Source organism: Pseudomonas sp. AIG (assembly GCF_977020205.1).
Genome location: NZ_CDROCK010000011.1, coordinates 75,333 through 102,199, shown reverse-complemented (window position 1 = coordinate 102,199; position 26,867 = coordinate 75,333). Strand labels below are relative to the sequence as shown.

The following is a 26,867-nucleotide window of genomic DNA, read 5'->3' as shown; positions in this document are numbered from 1 at the left end:
TAAGCATTCCGCCACGGATGAAATCCTGAGCTTTGGGAAATGAGCGAGAAGATGAGCGATAACACTGTGACTTCGGCTGCCGACACGCCAGCGGCCAAATCTTCGCGGCGCTGGCCTTTGCTGCTGGCCGGGTTGTGCCTGGTGGCCGGGGTGGCGGGTGGTTTTGGCTGGCTGCTGCTCAAGCCCAAGGCGCCGCCGGCGGAATTGGCCAGTGACAAGCTTGGCCTCAGCCGTCCGGACGCGTTGCTGGAAACCCGCTCGCTGAGCCAGTTGCCCAAGGACCTGCTGACGGTGCCGTTCCTCAAGGCCACGCTCACCGAAGATTTCGTCTTCTATTACGAGACCCATGCTGATCGCCTCGGCTTGATCGGCAGTCTGCGCCGAATCATCTACGAGCATGATCTGAAGTTGCAGGACAGCCTGATCGAGCAGCTTTTCGATCAACCGGCCGATGTCGCACTGTGGCGCGGGGCGGATGGTCGCTTGAAGGATTTCCTGCTGGTGATGGATCGCGGCGGGCTGGCGAAACTGCTTGAGCCATTGGCAAAGGTTGCGCTGGATGACACGCAACTCAGCCAGATGGGCGAACTCAAAGTCGGCGGCGATAGCGTGCCGCTGTACCAACTGACCTACAACGCCAGCAAAGCCCTGTTGTTCGCCTCCCACGGCGACAAACTGGTGGTGCTGTCGAATCCGGCCAAGTACTACGACCCGGAAAGTGGCGTCTCCGAAGAATCGGGGCACGTCTCGCCACAGGCGCTGGCGGCATTGCTCAATGGCGAAAAACTGTTCCCCGAAGCGTTCGGTCTGCCGGCGAAAACCGCGGAAACCAAACAGCGCCTGTCAGTCAACGCCAGCGTTCTGGCCATGGGTTATCAACGCTTCATCCCGAACTTCGCCGGGCTGCGCTTCGACATGGACGACAAGGGCTGGCACAGCTACCTCGCCATGGACGAGCTGGACAACCAGCCCGACTTCGATTTCAAACCCGTCTGGCAAGCGATGCCGCTCGGCGCCAGTGCCTGCGTAACCTTGCCGGTGGCTGCCGAACCGCAGAAACCGCTGTTGGTTAAACTCGGCGCCGAAGAAGCCGTGGCGCAGACCCTCACCGAACATGTGGCCGGCGCGGCAGGCCTGTGCTGGTATGCCGATTCGCGTTTGTACACGCCGTTGCTGGTGGCCAGCCTGAAAGACGAGGACAGCAGCAAACTCGACGGTGATCTTGGCAAACTGTTCGGTTCGATGGTCGGTGCATTCGAAGCCAACGTCGAAGAAAACGTGTTCCCGGTAGTCGAGAAGCAAGAAGGCCAAAACCACGTCTGGCAGCGTCAGGTCAGCTCCAACTTTGGCCCTTATGCGGCGAAGACGGCGCAGAACCCGGACGCGATTTCCGGCAAGGCGTTCATGAAAGTCAGCCTCGCCCGTCACGGCTCGACGCTGCTGTTTTCACTCGATGACAAACTCGTCGACAAGGCCCTCGGCACCCTCGACAAGCGCTTTCCGCCAATGGCCGACGTGCTGCCCAAAGATGTGCTGATGCCGATCTACTTCGGCCCGGATTCGATGGCGCAACTGATGCAGCAGGAAACCCTCGACAGCCTGCCACAGGACATGGAACCGGTTTTCTACAACGCCGCGCAAACCTACCTGATTCCGAAACTGCGCACCCTCGGCGGCTACGGCAAATATGCCCTGACTTTGCCTGAAGGCAGCGAGCCTGACGGCCACTGGCAATGGTTGCCGCTGGAATGGAAAGCGCTGTGACGACACTGATCCGCAGCCTCGGCCTGCTCGTGCTGTTACTCAGCGCGGGCGCCCGCGCCGTTGAAGCGCCGGCACTGGACCCGGCGCAATCCCAAGTGTTTCGCGCCTGGTTCGTGCGCATCGCCCAAGAGCAACTGAGCCAAGGCCCGAGCCCGCGCTGGTATCAGCAGGACTGTGCCGGGCTGGTACGTTTCGCCGCCAACGAAGCGCTGAAAGTCCATGACGACAAATGGCTGCGCAGCAATGGTTTGTCCAATCGTTATCTGCCGCCGGAACTGTCGCTCAACGATGACCAGCGCAAGCTTGCTCAACAATGGCAGCAGGGCGGCGGCAAGGTCGGGCCGTACGTCAACGCGATCAAACTGATTCAGTTCAACAGCCACTTGGTCAGCCGCGACGTGTCGCAGGCGCGGCCCGGTGACTTGATGTTTTTCGATCAGGGCGACGACCAGCACCTGATGATCTGGATGGGCCGCTACATCGCCTATCACACCGGCACCACCACCCCGACTGACAACGGCATGCGTTCGGCAAGCCTGCAGCAACTCATGACATGGAAGGACACCCGATGGATACCCGACGCAGCCAACCCCAACTTCATCGGCGTCTATCGACTGAACTTTCTCTCCCAATGACCGGTGCCCGCATGTTGCGACTCTGTTCCCGAATTCCTTTGCTGCTGGCGCTGTTGCTGCCAATGGCCACCGTCAACGCTGAAGATTCGGTCGAGCCGAGCGGCTATACGCCCGTGTCCGGTGAGAGCTTTTTTCTCCTCGCTGACAGCAGTTTCGCCAGTGATGAACAGGCGATGGTGCGCCTCGAAGCGCCGGGTCGTGATTACCGTCGTTTCCGCATGGAACCGTACGGCGGCGCCGACATTCGCGTGTACCGCATCGACAAGCCGCTGGATTTCCTCAAGCGCCAGAAGAACCTGCACCGCGTCGTCAGCGATGGCCAGTTCAAGGGCGAAGGCCTGTCCAACACCCTCGCGTACCTGTGGGACAACTGGTACCGAAAATCTCGGCGGGTGATGCAGCGTGCGTTCTCTTATGAGTCGCGCAAACAGGTCACTGAGGAAGTGCCGGAACTGAAGATGGGCAACGCCATCGCCGCGCCGACGCCGTACGATGCGCAGCCGCAATTTGCGCTGATCCCGGGTCTGCCGGTGGTCAGCCAGTTCCGTTATCCGCTGTGGCAGGCCAAGCCGATTCAGCCGCCGGAAGGGGTGAATCTGGCGGGTTCATCCAGTGATTTCGTTAGCGTCGCGCCCGGCAACGTTTATATCCCGTTGGGCAATTTGAAACCGGGGCTGTATCTGGTCGAAGCGCTGATCGGCAAGTACCGTGCGACCACCATGGTTTTCGTTTCCAACACCGTCGCAGTGAGCAAGATTGCCGGCGATGAATTGCTGGTCTGGGCGGCGCGCAAACACGAAGGCAGTTCGGTGCCGAAGGTCAATGTGCTGTGGACTGACGGCCTCGGCGTGATGAGCAGCGGCGCCACCGATACCGATGGCTTGCTGCGCCTGAAACACGTCAGCCCTGAGCGTTCGTTCGTTATCGGCGAGGACGAAGAGGGCGGCGTGTTCGTCTCCGAGAACTTCTATTACGACAGCGAAATCTACGACACCAAACTGTATGCCTTCACCGACCGTCCGCTGTATCGCCCGGGCGATTGGGTGTCGCTGAAAATCGTCGGTCGCGAATTCAAGAATGCGCGCGACTCAGTGTTGCCAGGGGCGGCGGACGTCAACGTCAGCGTGCTTGATGCAACGGGCACTGAGTTGCAACACCTCGACCTGAAACTCGATTCGAAGGCCGGTACTCAGGGCCGCTTTCAGTTGCCGGACAACGCGGTGGCGGGCGGTTACGAGATTCGTTTCAACTACAAGGATCAGGCCTACAGCAGCGCCTTCCGTGTAGCCGAGTACATCAGGCCGCACTTCGAGATTTCGCTGAATCTGGCCAAGCAGGATTACCGCACTGGCGAGGCGGTCAAAGGCAGTCTGCTGTTGCTCTACCCGGATGGCAAACCGGTGGCCAACGCCAAACTGACCCTGAGTCTGCGTGCCCAGCAACTGTCGATGGTCGATAACGAGCTGCAATACCTCGGGCAATTCCCGGTCGAACTGACCAGCACCGAACTGACCACCGACAGCAAAGGCAATGCAACCCTCGACCTGCCTGCCGCCGACAAACCGAGCCGCTACATGCTCACCGTGTTCGCCAGCGATGGCGCGGCGTATCGGGTCAAGACCACCAAGGAAATCCTCATCGACCGTGGCGCCGCGAGCTTCCGCCTGAGCGCGCCGCAACGCTTCAGCGCGGTCGGCGACAAAGTCGCGTTCAGCTACGCCAACGAGGGGGGCACCGAGCAAAGCAAAGCGGTGACGCCGAGCACGTATGGCTGGGTGCGTCTGGAAGACCAGAGCACCGGCGAAGGCAAACTCGCAGCGACGGACAAAGGTTTCAGTCTCGCTTTCGAGCGTCCGGGTACCTACAACCTGACCTTGAAAGATCAACACGGTCGCGTACTCGGTGCCGCCGGGCACTCGGTCACTGGCGACGGCGTCAAAGCGGTGCCGGGCACCGTAGAAATCGTCCTCGATAAACCCGAGTACCAAGCAGGCGATGAAGCGCTGGCGCTGATCACCTTCCCGGAACCGGTCAGCGATGCATTACTCTCGCTGGAACGCGACAAGGTCGAAGCCACCGCGCTGCTGGCCAAGGGCGGCGACTGGTTGAAACTGGAAAAACTCAGCGACACCCAATACCGCGCACGCATCCCGGTGAAGGATAACTTCGCGCCAAACCTGACCTTCTCCGTGCTCTACACCAAGGGCGGTCAGTACAGCTTCCAGAACGCCGGGATCAAAGTGGTCGCGCCGCAAATCGACGTGGCGATCAGCACCGACAAAGCGGTGTATTTGCCGGGCGACACGGTCACTGTTGACCTGACCACGCAGTTCGCCGGCAAAGCCGTTCCGGCGCATCTGACCGTCAGCGTCGTCGACGAAATGGTCTACGCGCTGCAACCCGAAGTTGCGCCAACCATCGACCAGTTCTTCTATCACCCGCGCCGCAACAACGTGCGCACCAGCGCCAGTCTGTCGTTCATCAGTTACGACGTCGCGTTGCCGGGCAGCCCCGGCGCGCCGGGCAAAGCCAACCGCAGTGAGCGTGGGGTGAAAGTGCTGGAGCGGCCGCGTCGTGAAGACGTCGACACCGCTGCGTGGCAGCCGGAGTTGTTGACCGGTGCCGACGGTAAAACCCGCTTCACTTTCAAGATGCCGGACTCGCTGACCCGCTGGCGCATCACCGCCCGCGCGATCGCCGATGACGGGCAGGTCGGGCAGAAGAAGCAGTTCGTCCGTTCGGAAAAACCGCTGTACCTGAAATGGAGCGGGCCGAGCAAATTCCGTAAGGGTGATCAGCCGCAACTCGGTGTGTTCGCCTTCAGTCAGGCCGAGAAACCGGTCAAGGCTGAACTGGTCACCCATTACGCGGGCGCCGAACAACGCCTCCCGGTGACTCTGAACAACGGCATCAACTACCTGCCGCTGCCAGCGTTCGCCTTGGCCTCCGGTGAGTGGACGGCGGAGCTGGTTCAGGACAGCAAAACCGCCGACTCTCTCGCCGTGCGCCTGAGTGCGACCGGTGACGGCTGGCAAGTGACGCAGACGCAAAGTCTCGATGTCGCCAGCGGCGATACCGCGTTGAGTTTGCCGATGGATGCCACGGATATTCGCCTGCGTCTGGATGACAGTCCGCAAGCGCTGTTCCGTTCGGCTCTTGATGATCTGCTCAGCTATCCGTACGGCGGCGTCGAGCAGACTGCCAGTCGTTTGCTGCCATTGAGCATCGCTTATCCGTCGCTGGCATCGAATCCGCAAATCCGTGATCGCTTGCGCCTGATCATGCAGAACAGCCGTCTGCGTCTGGTGCAAATGGCCGGGCCATCGGCGAGTTTCACTTGGTGGGGTTACGACGGTGAGCCGGATGCTTTCCTCACCGCTTACGCTTATTACGCCGACTGGAATGCCAGCCAAGTGTTGGAGCTGACCTTGCCGCCGGAGCACTGGCAGCGGGTGCTGGAGGTGTACGCAAAGCAAGCGCCAAACACGCCATTGCTGCAACGGGCGCTGATTCTGTCGTTTGCCAAGCAGATGCATTTGCCGGTGAGCACATTGCTCAGCGGTTTGATGGAGGATCTGGCCAAGGCCGGTGAAGGTAACGCCGAAACCCTGATGGACGATGGCGAAGACAGTCTGGTGATGAGCGATCCGGATTCGGCGCTCGGTCTGGCCGCAGCGCGGGTGTTGACCGCTGCTTTGGCCTCGCAGTCGAAAGTCGCCTTGCCGGACGCGTTCAATCGTCAGGTGGGAGCTGCACAACAGCGTCTGTCGGTCAGCTCGCAGCCGTTTGCCGAGGCGCTGAACCTGTCGCTGCAACCGTTCGATCAGGCCCGTGCGACGGTGCTGTTGCAACGACTGTTGCCGCAGCAATCGACCCTCGAACGTGCGCTGGCGCTGACCTGGTTGCAACGCAGCATCGCCCAGGCGTCGCCGACTATTGCCCTCACACCGGGTGAAGGCTGGAAGAAAAACTACGGTGCAACCGGTGAGATGTACTGGACTTGGCAGGGCGCCACGCCGGTGCCGGGTGTGTTGACGGTGTCGGGGACTCAGGAGCGCCCACTGCGTGCGGCGTTGAGCTTCCAGACCCAGCAGCCGCCGGTCGATCCAATGGCCGTGACCATCACCCGTCGCCTGTCGCGACTGGTGCCGGGCGATGAAGCCTTCACCTTCAAACTGGAGCCGATCGGCACCAAGCCGCTGTCCAGCGACAGCCTGTATCTGGACGAAGTGATCCTCACCAGCAAAGCGCCGAAACCGCTGCGCTACGGCATGCTCGAAGTGCCGCTGCCACCGGGCGCCGATGTTGAGCGCACCACGTGGGGTATCAAGTTGCAGGGCAAGGACGGCACCGAGCCGACTGCGCTGGAGAAGGCGCGTTTCGAACCGGGTCAACTGGCTTACGCGGTGCCGGTCGATGCGTTGAGCGGTGAGTTGCGCCTGCGCCATCTGGTGCGCTTCTCGCAGAAGGGCCAGTTCAACCTGCCGCCGGTGCGTTTCAAGCAGGTCTACGCGCCGCAGCATCAGGCCCAGGAAGCGAAAGCCGCCCTCGGTCAGGTCACGGTCAACTGACATGACCCGGCCGCTGCTGTGGCTGCTGATGTGTGTGATGCCTGCGCTGGCGACGGCGCAGGATGAGCCGCTGCGCGTGGCATACAAGGGCGAGTTGTTGTCGTTGAGTCAGACGCAATTGGTCGCCCGTGAACCGTTGCCGTCATCGCTGGATACGCCGTTGGGCAGTCTGTGGAAGTTGTTTGTCTACGCGTGGCTGGTCGATACCGGTGCGCGTGAGCCGGCGTATGAATGTCGCGGACAGTCGAAGGAAGAGGTTTATTGCTGCTCAGCGGGCGGCAGGATCGAGCGTGATCAGGCGCTGGTGAAATCCTGCGGATTGTATTTCGAGCCTGCACGGTTGGGGATTTCGGCGGCGGATTGGCGAACCTATTGGCAGGCGCGGCAGGCGCCGTCGTGGTTGCTCGATCTGCCTTCGGTGCAACCGGCGCAACGGGTTTCCGTGGTTGAACTGCTTAAGGTCCTGGCCTCGTTGCCAGCGCAGGATCAGGCGCGTCGAGTGCTGCTCGATGTAGTGCTGAATGCGGCAGACGGAAATGTCGCCGGTGAACTGGGCGGGCGCTTGCGGGTGAAAACCTGGAGCTGGCTCGGTGATCAGGATCCGCAGTCGCGGCAGGGTGGGTTTGCCGGTTGGACGGCGGATGGCGCACCGATCTGGGCGGGCGGACGTGGCACCAGCCAAATGGTTTTGCGCCATTACGGCCAGGCGTTGGCGACCGTTTTGCCAGCGGTATGGCCGGCAGAGGCGGGGCGTTGTGTTGAAGTCGGGTTGTTTTCGCGTTATCCGCTTACACGGGTTCTGACTGGCGAGCGGGTGGTGACTTCCGGCCCGTTGCAAGGCGATTACCGCGTTGAATTCGCCAACGGCAACGCGCTGGATATCCATAGCGACGGCGAACTGTTTCTGCTCAACGACAAACTCGTCGCAAGGCTTGATCGCGAAGAATACGTCGCCCGCGTGCTGGAGCGTGAAGCCAAACCTGAACCTGCCGAAGCGGCCAAGGCTTTGGCCGTAGCGATCCGCACGTATCTGCTGCAAAACGCCACACGTAACGGCGATTGTCTGAGTATCGATGACAGCAGCAATCGCCAGCGTGTCGCCCCGCGCCCGGCCTCCGCCGAGTCGCGCAACATTGCGGCATGGACGGCGGATCTGGTTTTGGCTGGTAGCACCGTCACCTATCACTCCGATCAACCCGGCCCGGACAAACTCGCCTGGCAACAAGCCGTCGAGCAAGCCAATGCCGGCCAGCGCTACGACGCGATTCTGCTGCACGCCTATCCGCGCGCCAGCCTCAGTCGCTGGGACAACCCGGTCGCCTCCTGCGAAGCATTGCCCGCCGCGCAAGACTGGTTGCAGAAACAGCGACGCGGTTGGCGCCCGACGCTGGAAAGCGAAACCGGCTACAACGAAGTCAGCACATTCGCCGTGTGCAAACTCGCTTTCGGTCGTCCCTTTGTCGATCGCGAACGCCAACGTATTTACGTGCGTGGCGTACTGACCCTGCAGGATCGCCTCGACCTGACCCACGAATATCTGCACCTGGCCTTTGAAGCACACCCCAACGGCCAGGATGAAACCTACATCGAAGGGCTCGCCCGTCACCTTTTGCTGGAATAGACCATGACACTCCGTTATCCACAGGTCTTGCTGCTGCTCTGCACCTTGACTGCGCTCTCGCCGGCCATTGCTGCCGACAGCGTCAAACTCGACACCCCGGTCGGCGGCTGGCGCAGCGGCGCACCGGAAGGTGAGGGCGAAAGCTTCCGCCAGACCGTCAACTACCCGGCCTCATCGGTCAATACCCCGGTCGGCCAGGCCAATACTGCGCGCATCAGCGGCGAGATCAAAGCCACGGCAAAGGTGAATGAACCCGGTCGCTTGATCGTCAACGGTGTGAGCATGCCGCTGAAAATCGACGACAGCGGCCACTTCGACCGCCCATTCTCCTTTCCCAACGGCAGCAACAGCGTCGAAGTGCGCAGCCCCGACGGTCAGCAACGCCACCGCACGCAATTCCTCAACACCAGCGGCGGCGCGACCCCGGCGAAACTGCGCGTACTGCTGGCGTGGGACAGTGACGGCACCGACCTCGACCTGCACCTGGTCACCCCTGACGGCGCGCACATCTGGTACGGCAACCGCAGCGCCGCCAACGGCGCCGCGCTCGACGTCGACGTCACCACCGGTTATGGCCCGGAAATCTTCGCCATGCCAGCGCCGATCAAAGGGCAGTATCTGGTGTACGTGAATTATTACGGCGGTGGCTATCGCGGGGATGACGAGGGTGGGGATGAGGCCGTGCAGCCGCTGACGACGGCGCAGGTGACGGTGATTACTGAGGAAGGCACGCCGAGCGAGAAAATGGAGACGTTTCTGATCCCGATGCGCGCGGTGGGTGAGCTGACGTTGGTGAAGTCGTTCAGTTATCCCTGAGCAAATACTTGCTCAGGGACAGCACTAGAAGCCGGGCGGAATGTAACCGGGTACGAACGGAACGTTGATGCACTTACCGTGAATGATCTTTCCGTCCTCGATACGAAACAGCACGATCTTTTTGGCTTTATTGACGGTGGCTTCCAGTTTGCAGTCAGAGCTATGCCCGACCGTGTCGTAGTACTCGGTGTACACCATGCCGTTACTGGTGTGATTCATGGACGTGCCGGCCGCTTCTGTGGTGGTCCAGCTGGAGGACTTGTACCACGTGAGAACGGCAAGATTCTCCCCGCTGGCAGCGGTTTGTTTTTTCATTGAGTCGGGTTTGCCGAACAGATCGAGTGCTTCCTGAACATCCCGTCCTTCCCAGCGCGACTGCGCAATCAGGTGGCAGCCGCTAACCATTGATACGGTGGCTGTCATCAGCAGCGTCAGTAACGTCTTGGTCCATTGATTCATCATGACTCCCGGTGTCATGTACGAGACAAAATAGCGTTTGGTAATCCGGTTGTTACTTGTTGCCCAGTATCGAGTCGAGGTTGTCCATCATTTGGCCTTTCTCTTGAATCGGTGCCAGTTTGAAGAACATTTGCTGCAGGCCCTGGATCATCTGCAAATGCTCCATCTTGCCCACGGCAATCATGTCTTTTTTCTCTGGAGAACAAACGAAAGCCAAGGCGCGCTGCACCCAAAACTCCTTCGGCTGCTGCCATTGTTCGTTCACTTTCAGGTGGCGCAGCATGTAGGCAATTCGATCCACCGACTGGCCATTAACAAACCGCAGCTTGTTGGTCTTGCACTGAACTTCCAGGTTGTAGGCATCAATCATCGGCTTGCCCGGCTCTTCATACACCAGCGTCACCGCCAACATCTGCGCGCCCTGGGTGCGCGTTGAAGGCACCACAGAAGTTTTGTCGGCGACATACATGATGTTTTTGTGCGGGACACCGTTGCCGTAAATGATCCACCAGTCGCCGACGGGGTTCGGCTCTTCTGCTGAGGCTGAAGTGGCCATCAAGAGTGCAGTCAGTAGAGCGAGGGATTTACTCGGTTTGAAAAACGATGACATGGTGCTGCTCCATTCCTTGGCGCTTTTGTAGTGCACAAAAACAGAATGGAAATTTAGTGGCGGGTGCCGACCGGGGCAATTAGGGCGAATGTGCTAATGGCTTATTGGAATGGCCGTTTGTTGGGCATTAGTTATCGGTAAGGCTCAAGTACAGCGAACGCAACGTCTGTACACGATTGCGCCCCTGATCCTTGGCGCCGTACAACGCCTGATCCGCTTCCGAGAGCAGGCGTGACAAGTCGTAGCCGGATTCACGGGTGGTTACTACGCCGATGCTGACGCTGAGCAAACCCGGCTCAAGAATCGACAATTGCGAGAACGAACGGCGGATCCGTTCGGCAATCTCCAGGGCGGTTTGCTCATCGCAATCGTTGAGCAAGCAGGCAAACTCCTCACCACCAATCCGGCCCGATACATCTTCCTTGCGCAGGCTCTCCACCACGATCCGGCCAAAGGCAATCAACGCCTGATCGCCGACGGGATGGCCATAGGTGTCATTCAGACGCTTGAAGTTATCCAGATCACAAAGCAACAACGCCGCTGGTTCCGCGTGTTGCTGACTGTCGGCAAGCAACTGCCCGGCGTTCATCATGAACGCGCGACGATTGCCAATGCCCGTCAGCGGATCGCTGAACGCAGCCGCTTTGAGCTTGAGCTCGGCACGCTCCTTGACCATCGCCAACGTGATGTAGGCAATGCCGATGACATACAGCATTGACTCGAACAGCATGAACGAGAAAAACGGCACACCTTCGCCACTGCCCAGCAGGGCTTTGGTCACCGGCAGCCCTTCATCGGTCGCACTGCGAACGGCGTAGAACACAGTGTGCAAAACGGTCAGCACCAGCGCCGGCATAAACGCGACGTCCAGGGTGTGGCGGCTGCGCCAGAGCTCCAGCGTTGTCATCACGCCGTAACCGAATGCCAGCAAGGAGTAGATTAAAACCCGATTTGGCATCGACTCGTAGAAGGCGGGAATCAGACACAAGGTCAGCCAGGCGAGCGCACCTGCCAGAATGCCGAACACTGACGGTCTGCGCCCGACCAGCGTGCGCATGGCCGTCCAGTTCAGCGCTGCACTGAGCAATAGAACAACATTGCCGAACACAATGGGAATGAAGTCGACCCCTCGATCACGCCAACTGACCAATACCACGCCCAAGGCGCCCAGCAGCATCATGCTGCCGAGGTACGCCAGCGGCGGCTCACGGGTTTCGCGATACCAGGCGTGCAGCGTCAAAAGCCCCATCAAAAAGAAGACGAAGACCGAAACGACCAGCAGGGTCGGGATATGCAGGGCCATTCCATGGATTCCCGTGAGGCTCAATACCGGAATCCGGCCGGGGTCGGGGATGCGGGTAAAAACAGAGGGCGGTGACTGGGCGGGATTTAGCACCGAGCCATTGCAATTGGCAAGTGTCGGTTGCCGAATGACACAGCGGAACCGCCTAAAGGCTCACGCCGTATCTGCGGTTCACGGGGCTGAATAGGTACTGGCGGTGGATGGCATCAAGGTGACGCTGAAGTGCTCGTTACCCACCGGTTTCTTTCCGGGTGTTGCAGAGGTCACGGCGATGATCGTTGCCTGATCCTGACGCCGCATCGGCATGACCACGCTGGTGTCTGCATTCAAGTAACTGGCCATCGTCGCGAGCGTGAGCCCGACAAAAGGCGACGCCGAGCCCGTGTCACCCAAGCGCTGAGTCAGGTCGTAACCCGCGCGAGAATCGAGCAGGTTCAGTGAACGGTGTGCCGCGTTGAGCGCCGGCAACAGTTGCGCCATTGCCGTGGCGTTCGAGCCACTGTCAAAGAACAGCCGGGTCGGCTTTTGCGCGAGCCCGGCTGTGGCCTCTTGCCAGCCAGCGGCCAGTTTCAGCGTCACGGCCTCATGCTCCAGCGGTTCACCGTTATCCGGCCGCCGCAGCGACACGCTGACCGGCCGATGCAGCCTGGCCAGTATCGGCAGCGCATCCCATTGTTCGAACGCACGCTGGGTCCAGGGTTGAGGGATGAATGGCGAGGGCTGAAATGCCACGGCGGGTTTGCGCGCTCCCCAGCCGGTGAACTCCGGGTCGATTTTGTTCTTGTTGATCCTGGCAAACTGAGCGTAGTAACGCAGCCATTCGACGCGCTCGGGGCGCCCGACCACCATGGCGACCATCGAGTCGGTGAGTTCACCGGGCTTACGCGGCCCGGGTCCACCAATCAGCGGCGCTTTTTTTGCGGAGAGGGCAAACGACATGCTGAAGCCCTCCACGTTGTAGATCAGCACGGCGGGGAGGTCGGGGTTTTGCTCGAACAACCGGAACAACTCTTCCAACAGACCTTCTGGGGTGTCGTTGCAGACAATGCCGTCTTGCAGATTACGCACGCGATGCCAGTGCAGGCCCGCTTCCGTGCGGTAAGCGTTGGCCATGCCTGAGAGCATTTTTCGGGTTCTTTCTGGAGAGAAGCGCAGGTTTGGTGTATCAGGATTCCAGCCACGCACGACCGTGATGGTCGGGATGGGCCATTTCTCCACGAAGTCGCGCAAACCCAGTTCCAGCGCATCAGCCTTGCGCTTGTCGTAGGCCATGTCCTTGTCGTCGCTATCCACCGGATATTTTCCTGGATCAGTCGGCAAGATGCTGCCGGCGTGCAGGGCTTCGGCGTGTTTTGCATTCTGCTCCTGCAAGGCTTTCCAGACCTGACCCTGCCGGAATACGTCGAGACTTATGCCGACGGCGAGCACATCCAGAGTGTCCAGACGGGGCGAGGTGGCTGGCGCGCGGTAACGGGCTTCCACTGGCATGGCTGCCGTTTCATTGGCCGAGGTATAGGCCGTGACGGCGGAAGGTGGACTGGCAAAGCAACGGGTGAGCGTCAGCGGCTGTTCAACCGCTTGAGCCAGAGGGCTGGTCAGGAAAAAACCGATGAGAAGCAGGCAGGCAGGATTGAGAGACGTGCGGTTTTTACTCTTGCGACGCAAGCAGGCCGTACCGTCATCGTCGGCGCGCAGGTTGTCACTGGTCGGGAGGCGCGAAGGGACGAAACAGATTTTCTTTGCCTGAGCCGCGTCATTCATCGTGTATTTCTTCCTTGAAAGTTACCCCGTTGGTCGCGAGGCGTGGGGGCGAGCGGCTGACCCTTCACGTTGATCCCCGACCATGATGACCTTGTGCTGCGGCAAGGTCATGACAGATTTGCACGCGGATGCTTATTGACGTTGCGCCTCAAATACGTAGGGGTTTCCCGGAGCCGGGAAGTGCAACAGGTACTGCGCAACCGGCGTTTTGCCATCGGACAGCAGATAATCCATTTTCAGACCGAGAGGATTATTTTCCAGCTCCGGACCCAGATAGGCATTGTCCGGATAACTGAACTGGTTCTGCGGCGCCCTGCGAACGCCCGCACAGGACGCAAACAGCGGCGGTAGTGCGTAGAGCTGTTGCGCGTGTACCAACAACACATGAGTGTAGCGAACACCGCGACCACTGCTCACATACTGCATCTCGACACACGTTGAGCTGCCTTGGCGCCAGACCGTGGCCGATGCCAGATTTTCCGGGTCGACGGGATCCTTTGTGCGCCATGCCGGTGGCGCGAAGTTGCTGGCGTCGCGCAGTGGCCAACGCTGTTTGCCGATCGCCAGGGTCTCGCCATCGAAGACAATCTCGGGTATGCCTTTGGGCGGGCTGAGAGCCAACCCTTCGGGAGCGCTCCACTGCGCCTGGTCATCGAGTTCAAACGCCGGGCGCATGGCGTTGACCCAAAGGCAATGCCTCGGTGATTCCGAGCAGGGCATGGCCAGTTCGATCCCGGGCCCTGTGAACAGGTTGCTGCCCAGCGACTCATAAAAAGTACGGTAATCGGTGAACTGTACCGGGGCTGCCTTCGCCAGAAAGGACAGGCTCGCACCAATAAACAGGCTCAGACAACGGGTAGGTTTGCTCATCGATGCCCCTTGGCGCCGGATGCCTCTTGATGTCAGGGTCGGGTTTATTTCAGGCATTAAAAAGCCGGCTTGTGGCCGGCTTCTCGGGGACTGGCTTGGCCTATTTTTGGTAAGCCTTGCCAGCCTTCAAAACGTACATCCGGATCTGCGTCCGGCTGTGGGACTTGGTCAGACGTTGGTCTGCCGCGTCGGGCGCTGTCTGAGCCGCGGGGCGGGTCGATGCGCAAATGTGGGGCGCAGGATACTGAGTTTTGCTTGGGATTCCCAGCCTGAAGTGCGGTTTAGAGCGACGTCTACGCCAGAAATCCGGGATTTGTACCGATTGTCCGGGCCTCTTCGCGAGCAGGCTCGCTCCCACAGGGATCGATGTTTGCCGAGAGACTCAACTTTCTCTAGAGAAACGGCACCACCGGCCGCCGCTTGCTCACCGTCGACCACCAGAACACCCAGCCCAATATGTGAATCCGTTGCTCTTCGATCTGCGCCGGGCGGAACACTTCGTCCGGGTATTCGGCGCTGTTGTGGCTGCGCAGGCGCAGGCCGTTGCCGGGCATGCGGTGCAAGTATTTGATGCGCAGCATGCCGTCGTGTTCGATGGCGTAGATCTCGCCGTCGACGACTTGGGTCAGGCCTCGATCGATGGCGACGACGGAGCCGTCCTCGATGCGCTCGGCCATGCTGTTGCCGATCATGTGTGCGCAGATGGCGTCGGCAGGGCGGATTTCCAGTTGATCAAGCTGTGCGCGCAGCAGACGGATGGACAGGTCCGGGTCCTGAATGACGTGGTTTTTATCGGAGCCCTTGGTCAGTGGCGTTTCCTTGAAGAAGGCCAGCTCGATGTCGTTGGGGTGGATGAATCGATAGGCGCCCTGAGGGTCGTGGGCATCGAAGCTGTCGCCGTTGCTGGCAGGCGGAGTCAGGCTCGGTAACTCCTTTATGCCTTCGCCGGTTTTCAGCCATTCGCTGTTGACGGACAGCAGGCGTGAGACTTCTTCCATGCGATACGCCGGGACGCCCCGGGTGTACCAGTTGTGGACATTTTGGGCTTCCGTGCCCCAGAACTTTGCGAAACCCGTCGTCGAGATGTTCGCAGCTTCCAGGAGTGCCTTGAATCTTGGACCGCTAGTGTTCTTTCTCATAAACACGGAGTCTACGGCCGTGCCAGAGCGGTTTGAATAAACCGGACGTTCAAAAACGGGCTGAATTTTGCGACGGGATGTAAGACGGTCTTGTGGGAAATTACACAGGCTAAAACTTTTCTGTAGTCCGTCATAAACACTTTGTTTAAGACAGCTTTTCCCGGGCACAAAAAACCCCGGATCAACCGGGGTTTTGTTCAAGCCTCACGGGTAGCGCTGGTGCTTAGCCTTTGTAGGCGGCAACCGACTTGGTGATCGCTTCGCGGGCGGCGTCTGCACCGGCCCAGCCTTCGATCTTGACCCATTTGCCTTTTTCGAGATCTTTGTAGTTCGCGAAGAAGTGCTCGATCTGCTGGATCAGCAGTGGTGGCAGGTCGGTGTATTCCTTCACATCGACGTACAGCTGGGACAGCTTGTCGTGTGGCACTGCGATGACTTTGGCATCGCCGCCGCCGTCGTCGGTCATGTTCAGGATGCCGACTGGACGCGCGCGGATCACCGAGCCTGGCGCAACCGGGTAAGGGGTCACAACCAGCACGTCGAGGGGATCACCGTCGTCAGCCAGGGTGTTCGGGATGTAACCGTAGTTGGCCGGGTAGAACATTGGGGTGGCCATGAAACGGTCAACGAACAGGCAATCGCTGTCTTTGTCGATTTCGTATTTGATCGGCGCGTGGTTGGCCGGGATCTCGATCGCGACGTAGATGTCGTTCGGCAGGTCTTTGCCAGCCGGAATCTTGCTGTAGCTCATTGGGCGTTGCCCCCGTAGTTGACCAAAAACACTTGGCCGGATTGACCAAAAAGTGGCGGCGATTATAGGCATATTCTGCCGTCGACGCCATGTACCGAAAGTCGTGCAGCGCTTAGTCGTGCGCCTGATAGACCGGGTCTGTGGCCTGAAGTTGCCGCAACCGGCTCAACGGGTCCTGGCGGTAGAAAAGCTGCAACTGCGCATACACCTGTGGATAAGCTTCATGCAGCAGATCCGGGGCGCTGAAGAAATATTCGCTGGTGACCGCAAAGAACTCCGCCGGGTTCTCGGCGGCGTAGGGATCAATGGCGGTTTCGGCGTCAGGGTCATGGTCGAGCTGACGGTTGAGATCGTCGTAAGCCTTTTGCATGACGTCTGCCCAGTCGCTGACGCGCATGTCGGCGTGCAGCGGCGGCAGGCCGTTGGCGTCACCGTTGAGCATGTCGAGTTTGTGCGCCAGTTCGTGGATGACCAGGTTATAGCCTTCCCAGCCACCACTGGCCATCACGCCGGGCCAGGCGAGGATGATCGGCCCTTGTTGCCAGGCTTCGCCGCTATGCTCGCCGTCCCATTCGTGTTCGACACCGCTGGCGTCGCGGTGACGTTGCGGGCTGAGGAAGTCGTCGGGATACAGCACGATCTCGTGAAACCCCTGATACCAGTTCAAATCGCCCAGATGCAGCAGCGGCAATTGCGCCTGCGCCGCGAGCAACAGGCGTTGTTCCTGATGCAACTCGACGCCGGGCAGGGCGCTCAGGTGTTTGTCTTCGAGGAACAGCACGCAGGCTTCGCGCAGCCACTGGTCTTCGGCAGCGCTGATGCCATCCAGAAAACTCAGGTGATGTCGCACCCGTTGCCACATGTCGTCGGCAATCGGGTGCTTCGCCAGAAGGCGCCGGCGACGCCAGGCGCTCAACGACCACATCGGCTTAGTGCGATTGGGCTTTGGTGCCGCCGAAACGGCTGCGAACCACGCCGATGATCATCGGGACCAACGACAGCAGGATGATGCCGACGACCAGCAGCGACAGGTTTTTCTTGATGAATGGCACGTTGCCAAAGAAATAACCCAGGGTCACCAGACCGCCAACCCACAGCACCGTGCCGAACACGCTGAAACCGAAGAAACGCGGGTAGGGCATCTTCGCCACGCCAGCGACAAACGGCGCGAAGGTGCGGATGATCGGCAGGAAACGCGCCAGCGTCACGGTTTTGCCGCCGTGCTTGTCGTAGAAGTCGTGGGTTTGTTGCAGGTAATCGCGACGGAAGATTTTCGAGTTCGGGTTGCTGAACAGCTTTTCTCCGGCCGTTCGTCCGATCACGTAGTTGGTGCTGTCGCCCAGTATGGCCGCGAGCATCAGCAGACCGCCCAGCAGCACGGGGTCCATGCCGCCGCCTGCCGCCACGGCGCCGGCGATGAACAGCAACGAATCACCCGGCAGGAATGGCATCACCACCAGACCGGTTTCACAGAAGATCACCAGAAACAGGATGGCGTAGATCCATGGCCCGTAGTTGTTCACTAGCAAGTCGAGGTAAACATCGAGATGCAGGATAAGGTCGAGCGGGTTGAAATCCATGGGGGCACCTGTTTGACGGCCCGACTCGGCAGGCCTGTGCGGATGACTTCGTGTAAGCCTACAGCGGGGTGTAGTTTTTCTTACAAGCCGGAAAGATCGGGATTATACGGTCTGAAAGATGAAAAGCGCGTTGGTTTTGTAGCGGGGGATGTCGGGGTGTGAACAATTGTCAGGCTGTACCCAGCGTGGCTGAGGGAGCTGACTCCCTCATCACTGGTTGCCTACGCGATCAGAGCTCTTCGCTGATCGGCAATACGTAGTTCTTGAACTCGGTGTCTTCCTTGAACCCGATGGACTCGTAGGTTTTCTGCGCGACTTCATTGTTGCTACTGGTAGAGACGCGCATGCGCACGGCTTGGGTTTCCTTGGCCATTTTCTTCGCGGTGCGGATCAGGTTGTCGGCGACCAGTTGGCGGCGAGCGTCTTCGGCGACGTAGATGTCGTTGAGGATCCACACGCGCTTGAGTGACAACGAGGAGAAGCTTGGATAGAGCTGACAGAAGCCCATCAGTTTCTTGTCGTCATCATCGGCCAGGGCCAGATAGATCACCGACTCCTTGCGACGCAGACGCTTTTCAAGAAAGGCGCGGGAGGAATCCGGGTAAGGCAGGGAACCGTAGAACTCGCGATATTTGACGAACAACGGGGTCAACAAATCCAGATGTTCGAGGGTCGCTTGAATAATCCGCATGATAGGTCTCGTCTTCAAGTGGCTGTCTTCAACTGCTCTGACGGCGATGGGAAACCCGTGCGGCCGTGCATCGATCCTGCCTTAAACCGGCGCAGAAACGCAATGCGGAAACGGTTCAGGTAGGGGGCGGGCTGAGTAGGAAGTTTCCTTTCATGTCCGCACCGGCGTCCGACTCCAGCGTCTGAACCTGTGCTTCGTCCTTCAGATTCACGCCCGACAGCTGTCTGCGACAAGCTTCGCGCATCAAATACAGCAAGCGATGCGCCGCCATGCCGTAGCTCAAGCCTTCGAGCCTTACATTGGAAATGCAGTTGCGGCAGGCGTCGGTCAGGCCAATCTTTGGATTGTAGGTGAAATACAAACCAAGGCTGTCCGGAGAACTGAGGCCCGGGCGTTCGCCGATCAACATCACCAGCATTTTTGCGCCGAGCAATTGGCCGATCTCGTCGCCGACGGCAACGCGGCCCTGTTCCACCAGGATAACGGGCGCCATCGACCAGCCGTCGGCGCTCATCTGTTCTTCCAGTCGTGTGAGAAACGGCAAGGTATGCCGATGCACCGCCAGTGCCGACAGGCCGTCAGCCACGACAATTGCCAGATCGACACCGCCCGGATGCGCCGCCGCGTACTCGCGCAAGGCCTGTGCCGATTCATCGCTCAGCTTGCGCCCCAGATCCGGGCGTTGCAGGTAGCTGTTGCGATCCACTGCGGCGCTGTGCAGCAACAGACTTTCGCGTCCGCGCTCGCTCAGTTGCGCGCTGAGGCCAGCATGATCGAAGGGCAGATGCACGGCATCGCGCGCCTGCGCGTGGGCAAACTGGAAGTCCAGTTGCGCATGGGTTGGCAGGCTGGTGCCGGTACGGCCCAGAGCAATGCGCGCCGGGGTCAGGCGGCGTAGCTCCAGCCATGGGTTTTGCGGGTCGATGGGCGGTTTTTCCATGTGACTCATCCCAGTTGCGCCAGCGCCTGGCGGAAGGCCGGCGGCAAATTGTTACCGAAGCGAACCTTGCCATCCGCTTGGGTGAAGATGCCCATGTTTGCCAGCCATTGCTCGAACTCCGGCGCCGGTTTCAGGCCCAGGGTCTGCCGCGCGTAGAGCGCGTCATGGAACGAGGTGGTCTGGTAATTGAGCATGATGTCGTCGGAGCCAGGGATGCCCATGATGAAGTTGATCCCGGCGACACCGAGCAACGTCAGCAGGGTGTCCATGTCGTCCTGATCGGCTTCGGCGTGGTTGGTGTAGCAGATATCGCAGCCCATCGGCACACCGAGCAGCTTGCCGCAGAAATGGTCTTCGAGGCCGGCGCGGATGATCTGTTTGCCGTTGTAGAGGTATTCCGGGCCGATAAATCCTACGACCGTGTTGACCAGAAACGGCTTGAAATGTCGCGCCACGGCGTAGGCCCGGGTTTCGCAGGTCTGTTGGTCGACGCCGTGATGGGCGTTGGCTGACAGTGCACTGCCTTGACCGGTTTCGAAATACATCAGGTTCTGCCCGAGGGTGCCGCGATTCAGGCTCAGGCCGGCGTCATAGCCTTCCTGCAAGACATTCAGGTTGATGCCGAAACTGGCATTGGCCGCTTCGGTGCCGGCAATTGACTGGAACACCAGGTCCAGCGGCACACCGCGATTGATCGCTTCGATGGAGGTGGTGACGTGGGTCAGCACGCAGGCCTGAGTCGGGATGTCGTAGCGCTGGATGATCGCGTCGAGCATTTCCAGCATTGCGCAGATCGAAGCGATGCTGTCGGTGGCCGGGTTGATGCCGATCATCGCGTCGCCGTTACCGTAAAGCAGGCCATCGAGAATGCTCGCGGCGATGCCGGAAGGTTCGTCGGTCGGGTGATTGGGTTGCAGGCGCGTCGACAGGCGTCCGCGCAGGCCGAGGGTGCCGCGAAACTTGGTCACGACACGGATCTTTTGCGCCACCAGCACCAGGTCCTGCACGCGCATGATCTTCGATACGGCGGCGACCATTTCCGGGGTCAGGCCGGGGGCGAGGGCGCGCAGGCTGGTTTCGTCGGCAGCGTCGCTGAGCAGCCAGTCGCGGAAACCGCCCACCGTGAGATGGCTGACCACGGCGAAGGCCTGTTTGTCGTGGGTGTCGATGATCAGCCGGGTGACTTCATCGGCCTCATAGGGAATCAGCGCTTCTTGCAGGAAATGCGTGAGCGGAATGTCGGCCAGCGCCATTTGCGCGGCCACGCGCTCGCCGTCGTTGAGCGCGGCGACGCCGGCGAGAAAGTCCCCCGAACGAGCGGGGCTGGCCTTGGCCATGACGTCCTTGAGGCTGTCAAAGCGATAGGTCTGGGCGCCGACGGAATGGGCGAATGCGGCCATGGGGCGGTGTCCTCCAATAATTGCTGCAATCTGCTTTATGTAGGAGTGAGCCTGCTCGCGATGCAGGCAACTCGGTACAACAGTCATACCGCGTCGATGCGATCGCGAGCAGGCTCACTCCTACAGGTGTTGTGTGCACCTCTATATAGCGGGCACCGGGCGAAAGGCCCGGTACCGGTGCAACTAGATACCTTCGAGCATAGCGTCTGTCGGGGCATCGGCGCGTTGCTTGGCGGTCAGCTGGAAGTACAGATAGCCGGCGGCCATGAAACCGAGGAACACACAGCCGATCAGCGTGTTGAACCACGCCATCGCGATCAGGCACACCACCGCCAGAAACAGCGCAATGGCCGGCACCACCGGATAGCCCGGCGCACGGAAGGTGCGCTCCAGGTTCGGCTCGGTTTTGCGCAGTCTGAACAGGCTGAGCATGCTGATGATGTACATCACAATGGCGCCGAACACCGACATGGTGATCATCGCGGCGGTCAGGGTCATGCCTTGCAGATTGACCAGACCATCGCTGTAAATCGCTGCGATGCCGATCACGCCGCCAGCCAGAATCGCTCGGTGCGGCGTCTGGAAGCGCGACAGCTTGGCCAGCCCTTTAGGCAGATAACCGGCACGGGCGAGGGCGAAGAACTGTCGCGAGTAGCCAAGAATGATCCCGTGGAAGCTCGCCACCAGACCGAACAGGCCGATCCACACCAGCATGTGCATCCACGACGAGTTGTTGCCAACCACGGCTTTCATCGCTTGTGGCAGCGGATCGTTGATGTTCGACAGTTGGCGCCAGTCGCCGACGCCGCCAGCCATGACCATCACGCCGATCGCTAGAAAGACCAAGGTCAGAATGCCACTGACGTAGGCCTTGGGAATCGTGCGTTTCGGGTCTTTCGCCTCTTCGGCGGCCATGGCCGCGCCTTCGATGGCGAGGAAGAACCAGATCGCGAAAGGTATTGCCGCGAAGATCCCCGGAATCGAACCCAGGGTGAATTCGTTGGCGCCCGACCAACCATTGAGCACGAAATTGCTGAAGCTGAAGCCCGGCGCAACCACGCCCATGAACACCAGCAACTCGGCAACGGCGAGCACGGTGACTACCAGCTCAAAGGTCGCCGCGATGCTGACGCCGAGGATGTTCAGGGTCATGAACACGAAATACGCACCGACGGCGGCAATCTTCGGATCAAGCTCCGGGTATTGCACATTCAGATAGGCGCCAATGGCCATGGCAATCGCTGGTGGCGCAAAGACGAACTCGATCAGCGTGGCGATGCCGGCGATCAATCCGCCTTTCTCACCGAAGGCCCGACGGCTGTAGGCAAACGGCCCCCCGGCGTGGGGGATGGCGGTGGTTAATTCGGTGAAGCTGAAGATGAAGCAGGTGTACATGGTCGCGACCATCAGCGCCGTGACCAGAAAACCCAAGGTGCCGGCGGTGCCCCAGCCGTAACTCCAGCCGAAGTATTCGCCGGAAATCACCAGGCCGACGGCAATGCCCCAGAGGTGCAGGGTGCCGAGTGTGGGTTTGAGCTGTGTGGTGGAAGTCATAAGTCCTCTCTGTTTTTTATTGTTCGATCTGTTGGACTTTCGGGCGATGCGGTTGAGGTGGATGGGTGCTGTTCACGCAGCGGCAGGTTTGTGCAAATCCTGAATGACGGGTACGCAAGGGCCGTGCCAGAGCGGCCAGACCATTGATGGTGTGTCAGACAGGATGCCTTCGCGAGCAGGCTCGCTCCCACAGTGGATTTGTGGCGAGCCTGTGTATGTGGTGCGGCACAACTCCCTTGTGGCAGCGAGCCTGCTCGCGAAAGCGGTTGAACGGGCGACACAGAAATATCTGAGTCGCCCTCAGGTTTTAGAAGAAGCCCAGCGGATTGATGTCGTAGCTCACCAGCAGGTTTTTGGTCTGTTGATAGTGATCGAGCATCATCTTGTGGGTTTCACGCCCAACGCCGGACTTCTTGTATCCGCCGAACGCGGCATGCGCCGGGTACAGGTGGTAGCAGTTGGTCCACACGCGACCAGCCTTGATCGCGCGGCCCATGCGGTAGGCGCGGTTGATGTCGCGGGTCCACAGGCCGGCGCCGAGGCCGAACTCGGTATCGTTGGCGATCGCCAGCGCTTCGGCTTCGTCCTTGAAGGTGGTGATGCTCACCACCGGGCCAAAGATTTCTTCCTGGAACACGCGCATCTTGTTGGTGCCCTTGAGCAGGGTCGGCTGGATGTAATAGCCGGTCGACAGATTGCCCTCGAGTTTTTCCACCTTGCCGCCGGTGAGCAGCTCGGCGCCTTCGCCCTTGGCGATTTCCAGGTACGAAAGGATTTTGTCGAATTGCTGCTCGGACGCCTGCGCGCCGACCATGGTGTCGGTGTCCAGCGGATCGCCACGTTTGATTTGCAGGACTTTCTTCATGACGACGGCCATGAACTCGTCGTAGATCGATTCTTGCACCAGCGCGCGGGAAGGGCAGGTGCAGACTTCGCCCTGATTGAAGAACGCCAGCACCAGACCTTCAGCGGCTTTCTCGATAAAGGTCGGTTCGGCCTGCATGATGTCTTCGAAGAAGATGTTCGGCGACTTGCCGCCCAGTTCCACGGTGGATGGAATGATGTTCTCGGCCGCGCATTTCATGATGTGCGAGCCGACCGGGGTCGATCCGGTGAAAGCGATTTTGGCGATGCGTTTGCTGGTGGCCAGCGCTTCGCCGGCTTCTTTGCCATAGCCCTGAACAATGTTCAGCACCCCTGGCGGCAGCAGGTCGCCGATCAGTTCCAGCAACACAGTGATGCCCAGCGGGGTTTGCTCGGCCGGTTTGAGCACCACGCAGTTGCCGGCGGCGAGTGCCGGGGCGAGTTTCCACGCGGCCATCAGGATCGGGAAGTTCCACGGGATAATCTGGCCGACCACGCCGAGCGGTTCATGAATGTGATACGCCACGGTGTTGCCGTCGATCTCGGCAGCGCTGCCTTCCTGGGCGCGCAGGCAGCCAGCGAAGTAGCGGAAATGGTCGGCGGCCAGCGGGATGTCGGCGTTGAGGGTTTCGCGGATGGCTTTGCCGTTGTCCCAGGTTTCGGTGATCGCCAGCAGTTCGAGGTTCTGTTCGATGCGGTCGGCTATTTTCAGCAGGATCAGCGAGCGTGCCTGCACGGAGGTGGAACCCCACGCGTCGGCAGCGGCGTGGGCGGCGTCCAGTGCCTTGTCGATGTCTTCGGCAGTGGAGCGGGGGAATTCGGCAATCGGTTGGCCATTCACTGGCGAGGTATTGGTGAAGTACTGACCTTTGACAGGCGCGACGAACTCGCCGCCGATGTAGTTACCGTACTTGGCTTTGAACGAGACTTTGGCGCCTTCAGTACCGGGGTGAGCGTAACGCATGATGATGTTCTCCTTGGCTTTGTACTTATTAGAGAAACGCGCAAGTGCGCTTGCTATAAGCGTAGAGCAAAGGTCGGGCCACTGCCGTGCAGGGCAGGTAAATCAAGGGCTTGGCAGGTTTATGTCGGACGAGTGGATTGTGCCTGTGACGGTTTCGGTACAGGTCGGGTGACAGTTTGTACCGCTTTCGGCACAGCTGATGACCGGGCAGTCTTGCCAGCATTGCAATGCGTCGGTGGCTGGAGGATGCTGGGCGTCACCTCAGCATTGGGCCGTCGAGCCTCGGGGAGAACAATAAGAAATGCACGACAACCATTTGAGTCGCCATGCCCAACAGGTTCTCACCGTTACCCAGGGCAAACCGCACGTGCACGGGCCCGGTGCCGACCCGTCGATTGCCCGTTCGTGGCTGCGCTGTCTGGAGGACTATCACCTCGACCCGGCGTTGACCATGGCGCCGACCGTGCTCGAACACGGCCGCGTACTGGAAAGCCGCGAACGTCTGCAACAGGTGTTGCAGATTGCGGGCAATGAAATGAGCAGCCTGCATCAACAACTCTCCGGCGCCGGCCACGCGGTGCTGCTGACCGACGCGCGCGGGGTGATCCTCAACTGCGTCACCGCGCCGGCCGAACGCAAGATCTTCGAACGTGCCGGTCTCTGGCTCGGTGCTGACTGGAGCGAAGCCTGTGAAGGCACCAATGGCATCGGCACCTGCCTGGTTGAACGTCAGGCGCTGACCATTCATCAGGATGAACACTTTCGCGGTCGCCACACCGGGCTGACCTGTTCGGCGAGCCCGGTATTCGACCCGCATGGCGAACTGCTGGCGGTGCTCGACGTGTCTTCGGCGCGCCATGATGTCTCGCGGCAGAGCCAGTTCCACACCATGGCGCTGGTCAATCTGTCGGCGAAGATGATCGAGAGCTGCTATTTCCTGCGCTGCTTCGATAACCAATGGTTGTTGCGTTTTCATCTGCAGGCCGAATCGGTCGGGCTGTTCAGCGAGGGCTTGCTGGCGTTTGACGGCGAAGGCCGGATCAGTGCAGTCAATCAGAGCGCGCTGAACTTGCTCGGGCATATTCGCGGCGGCTTGCTGGGCAAACCGGTGGAGGCGTTTTTCGATTGTTCGCTGGATGAATTGCTCGGTCGCGCCAGTGCCAATGCCAACGCCAGTTGGCCGTTGCGCACCCGCGACGGTCGGCATCTGTTTGCCGTGTTGCGCGGCGAATCGCGCAAACCGGTACCGATGGTACCAACGCCGGTGGTGGTTGAAGCACCTCGCCTGTCTGGCATCTGCCTCGGTGACGAGGCGTTGCAGGCCGATTTCCGCAAAGCCCTGCGCGTCTTCGAACGTGATGTGCCGCTGCTGATCAACGGCGAAACCGGCTCCGGCAAAGAAGCCTTCGCCAAGGCTGTGCATCAGGCCAGTCAACGCTCTGCCAAAGCCTTCGTCGCGCTCAACTGCGCGGCCATTCCTGAAAGCCTGATTGAAAGCGAACTGTTCGGCTATCGCGGCGGCAGCTTCACCGGCGCGCGCAAGGACGGCATGCGCGGCAAGTTGCAGCAGGCGGATGGTGGCACATTGTTCCTCGATGAAATCGGCGACATGCCGCTGGCCTTGCAGACTCGTCTGTTGCGGGTGCTGGAGGATCGACAGGTGGTGCCGATCGGCGGTGAGCCGGAGTCGGTCAATGTGCGGATCATCAGCGCCACCCACCGCAATCTGCTCGAGCGAGTCGCGGACGGCAGTTTCCGCGAGGATTTGTATTACCGGCTCAATGGCCTGGAAGTGGGGTTGCCGGCATTACGCGCGCGCAGTGATAAATCGCAGTTGCTGGATTTTCTGTTGGCCGAAGAGGCGGGCGGTGAATCGATAGTAATCGACGAGCCGGCGCGTCAGGCGTTGCTTGCATTTAATTGGCCGGGGAATGTGCGGCAGTTGCGCAATGTGCTGCGCACGTTGGCGGCGTTGTGTGATGAGGGGCGGATTGGGTTGGCGGATTTGCCGGTGATGATTCGGCAGGGGCGTCCAGTCCTTCCGCCAGCCGAGTCTGGCGAACACCCACTGGCAGACGCCGAGCGGATTGCCCTGCTTAAAACTTTGGAGCAGACGCGGTGGCACATGACGCAAACGGCTGAGCAGCTTGGGGTCAGCCGCAATACCCTTTATAGAAAGCTGCGTAAGCATGGGATTGAGCGGCGAGTCAGTTAGAAGGCCCTCACCCTAGCCCTCTCCCAGGGGGAGAGGGGACTGACCGAGTCGCTCTACTGATCTACGCCGACCTGAAATATCGAGCCGAACTCAGGATTTGAAAGCAACCGAGATCGGCTCCCTCTCCCGGAGGACTGACCGCGGTGTTCTGCCAATTTACGCCGACCTGAAATATCGAGCCGAACTCAGGATTTGAAAACGGCGCAGATCGGCTCCCTCTCCCTCGGGAGAGGGCTGGGGTGAGGGGCGACAATTAGCAGCCGAACCGAGATGCTGCGGTCAACCAGCCCCGCCCTTCACCTAAAGAGTGCGATTTCCCCCTCCCTACGCTAACCTGCGGCCATGTTTTACGAGGTCGA

19 protein-coding genes and 1 pseudogene are annotated in these 26,867 nt (G+C 60.1%); 6 read left to right on the top strand and 14 right to left on the bottom strand.

What is annotated here, in order from left to right:
- Positions 1-51 precede the first annotated feature (51 nt).
- From ACWR1S_RS09615 to ACWR1S_RS09595, 5 genes are read left to right on the top strand one after another with little or no spacing between them, the layout of a single operon-like run.
- A complete protein-coding gene (locus ACWR1S_RS09615) occupies positions 52-1,764 on the top strand; it encodes a DUF2138 domain-containing protein (protein WP_454563313.1) in 1,713 nt (570 codons plus the stop codon).
- On the top strand, positions 1,749-2,399 hold the full coding sequence (locus tag ACWR1S_RS09610) for a DUF1175 domain-containing protein (RefSeq protein ID WP_454563312.1): 651 nt from the start codon (positions 1,749-1,751) through the stop codon (positions 2,397-2,399). The genes ACWR1S_RS09615 and ACWR1S_RS09610 overlap by 16 nt, the downstream gene beginning before the upstream one ends.
- Positions 2,396-6,970: an alpha-2-macroglobulin family protein gene (locus ACWR1S_RS09605; protein ID WP_454563311.1), complete on the top strand. Its 4,575-nt coding sequence runs from the start codon at positions 2,396-2,398 to the stop codon at positions 6,968-6,970. The genes ACWR1S_RS09610 and ACWR1S_RS09605 overlap by 4 nt, the downstream gene beginning before the upstream one ends.
- Position 6,971: 1 nt before the next feature.
- A complete protein-coding gene (locus ACWR1S_RS09600; protein WP_454563310.1) occupies positions 6,972-8,591 on the top strand; it encodes a DUF2300 domain-containing protein in 1,620 nt (539 codons plus the stop codon).
- A gap of 3 nt (positions 8,592-8,594) precedes the next feature.
- On the top strand, positions 8,595-9,407 hold the full coding sequence (locus ACWR1S_RS09595) for a YfaP family protein (RefSeq protein WP_454563309.1): 813 nt from the start codon (positions 8,595-8,597) through the stop codon (positions 9,405-9,407).
- Positions 9,408-9,431: 24 nt separating this feature from the next.
- On the opposite strand, the gene ACWR1S_RS09590 is transcribed toward ACWR1S_RS09595, so the two are convergent.
- The 14 genes and pseudogenes from ACWR1S_RS09590 to exaC all read right to left on the bottom strand — a co-directional run bounded on the left by ACWR1S_RS09590 (position 9,432) and on the right by exaC (position 24,293).
- Positions 9,432-9,866, bottom strand: a complete 435-nt coding sequence (locus ACWR1S_RS09590; protein WP_454563308.1) for a hypothetical protein — start codon at positions 9,864-9,866, stop codon at positions 9,432-9,434.
- A 52-nt stretch (positions 9,867-9,918) separates the two neighbouring features.
- Positions 9,919-10,476, bottom strand: a complete 558-nt coding sequence (locus ACWR1S_RS09585) for a hypothetical protein (protein WP_454563307.1) — start codon at positions 10,474-10,476, stop codon at positions 9,919-9,921.
- A 127-nt stretch (positions 10,477-10,603) separates the two neighbouring features.
- Complete coding sequence (locus tag ACWR1S_RS09580; protein ID WP_454563306.1) at positions 10,604-11,779, bottom strand: GGDEF domain-containing protein; 1,176 nt, start codon at positions 11,777-11,779, stop codon at positions 10,604-10,606.
- Positions 11,780-11,965: 186 nt separating this feature from the next.
- Positions 11,966-13,540 (bottom strand): annotated as a pseudogene (locus ACWR1S_RS09575) (type VI lipase adapter Tla3 domain-containing protein); the annotation flags it as partial.
- A gap of 132 nt (positions 13,541-13,672) precedes the next feature.
- Positions 13,673-14,410 carry a hypothetical protein gene (locus ACWR1S_RS09570; RefSeq protein WP_454563305.1) on the bottom strand — a complete coding sequence of 246 codons (738 nt, stop codon included), beginning with the start codon at positions 14,408-14,410 and terminating at the stop codon, positions 13,673-13,675.
- Between the two features lie 392 nt (positions 14,411-14,802).
- Positions 14,803-15,549, bottom strand: a complete 747-nt coding sequence (locus tag ACWR1S_RS09565) for a S24 family peptidase (protein WP_454563304.1) — start codon at positions 15,547-15,549, stop codon at positions 14,803-14,805.
- A gap of 223 nt (positions 15,550-15,772) precedes the next feature.
- Positions 15,773-16,300 (bottom strand): inorganic diphosphatase, encoded by a 528-nt coding sequence (ppa, locus tag ACWR1S_RS09560; RefSeq protein ID WP_003205933.1) that lies wholly within the window; start codon positions 16,298-16,300, stop codon positions 15,773-15,775.
- 112 nt (positions 16,301-16,412) lie between these two features.
- On the bottom strand, positions 16,413-17,225 hold the full coding sequence (locus ACWR1S_RS09555) for a M90 family metallopeptidase (RefSeq protein WP_454563303.1): 813 nt from the start codon (positions 17,223-17,225) through the stop codon (positions 16,413-16,415).
- Between the two features lie 4 nt (positions 17,226-17,229).
- Entirely contained in the window at positions 17,230-17,880 is a 651-nt protein-coding gene (locus tag ACWR1S_RS09550) for a DedA family protein (RefSeq protein WP_064118832.1), read from the bottom strand.
- Between the two features lie 229 nt (positions 17,881-18,109).
- Positions 18,110-18,571 (bottom strand): GNAT family N-acetyltransferase, encoded by a 462-nt coding sequence (locus tag ACWR1S_RS09545; RefSeq protein ID WP_007910890.1) that lies wholly within the window; start codon positions 18,569-18,571, stop codon positions 18,110-18,112.
- A gap of 115 nt (positions 18,572-18,686) precedes the next feature.
- Positions 18,687-19,511 (bottom strand): ethanolamine ammonia-lyase subunit EutC, encoded by an 825-nt coding sequence (eutC, locus tag ACWR1S_RS09540; RefSeq protein ID WP_454563302.1) that lies wholly within the window; start codon positions 19,509-19,511, stop codon positions 18,687-18,689.
- A 5-nt stretch (positions 19,512-19,516) separates the two neighbouring features.
- Complete coding sequence (locus tag ACWR1S_RS09535; protein WP_454563301.1) at positions 19,517-20,911, bottom strand: ethanolamine ammonia-lyase subunit EutB; 1,395 nt, start codon at positions 20,909-20,911, stop codon at positions 19,517-19,519.
- A 183-nt stretch (positions 20,912-21,094) separates the two neighbouring features.
- Positions 21,095-22,465, bottom strand: coding sequence for an ethanolamine permease (gene eat / locus ACWR1S_RS09530; protein ID WP_454563300.1), 1,371 nt, complete (start codon positions 22,463-22,465; stop codon positions 21,095-21,097).
- Positions 22,466-22,772: 307 nt separating this feature from the next.
- Entirely contained in the window at positions 22,773-24,293 is a 1,521-nt protein-coding gene (gene exaC, locus ACWR1S_RS09525; protein ID WP_282358493.1) for an acetaldehyde dehydrogenase ExaC, read from the bottom strand.
- A gap of 301 nt (positions 24,294-24,594) precedes the next feature.
- Between exaC and ACWR1S_RS09520 the strand changes: the two genes are divergently transcribed.
- Positions 24,595-26,508 (top strand): sigma-54-dependent Fis family transcriptional regulator, encoded by a 1,914-nt coding sequence (locus tag ACWR1S_RS09520; protein WP_454563299.1) that lies wholly within the window; start codon positions 24,595-24,597, stop codon positions 26,506-26,508.
- The last annotated feature ends 359 nt before the right edge of the window (positions 26,509-26,867 follow it).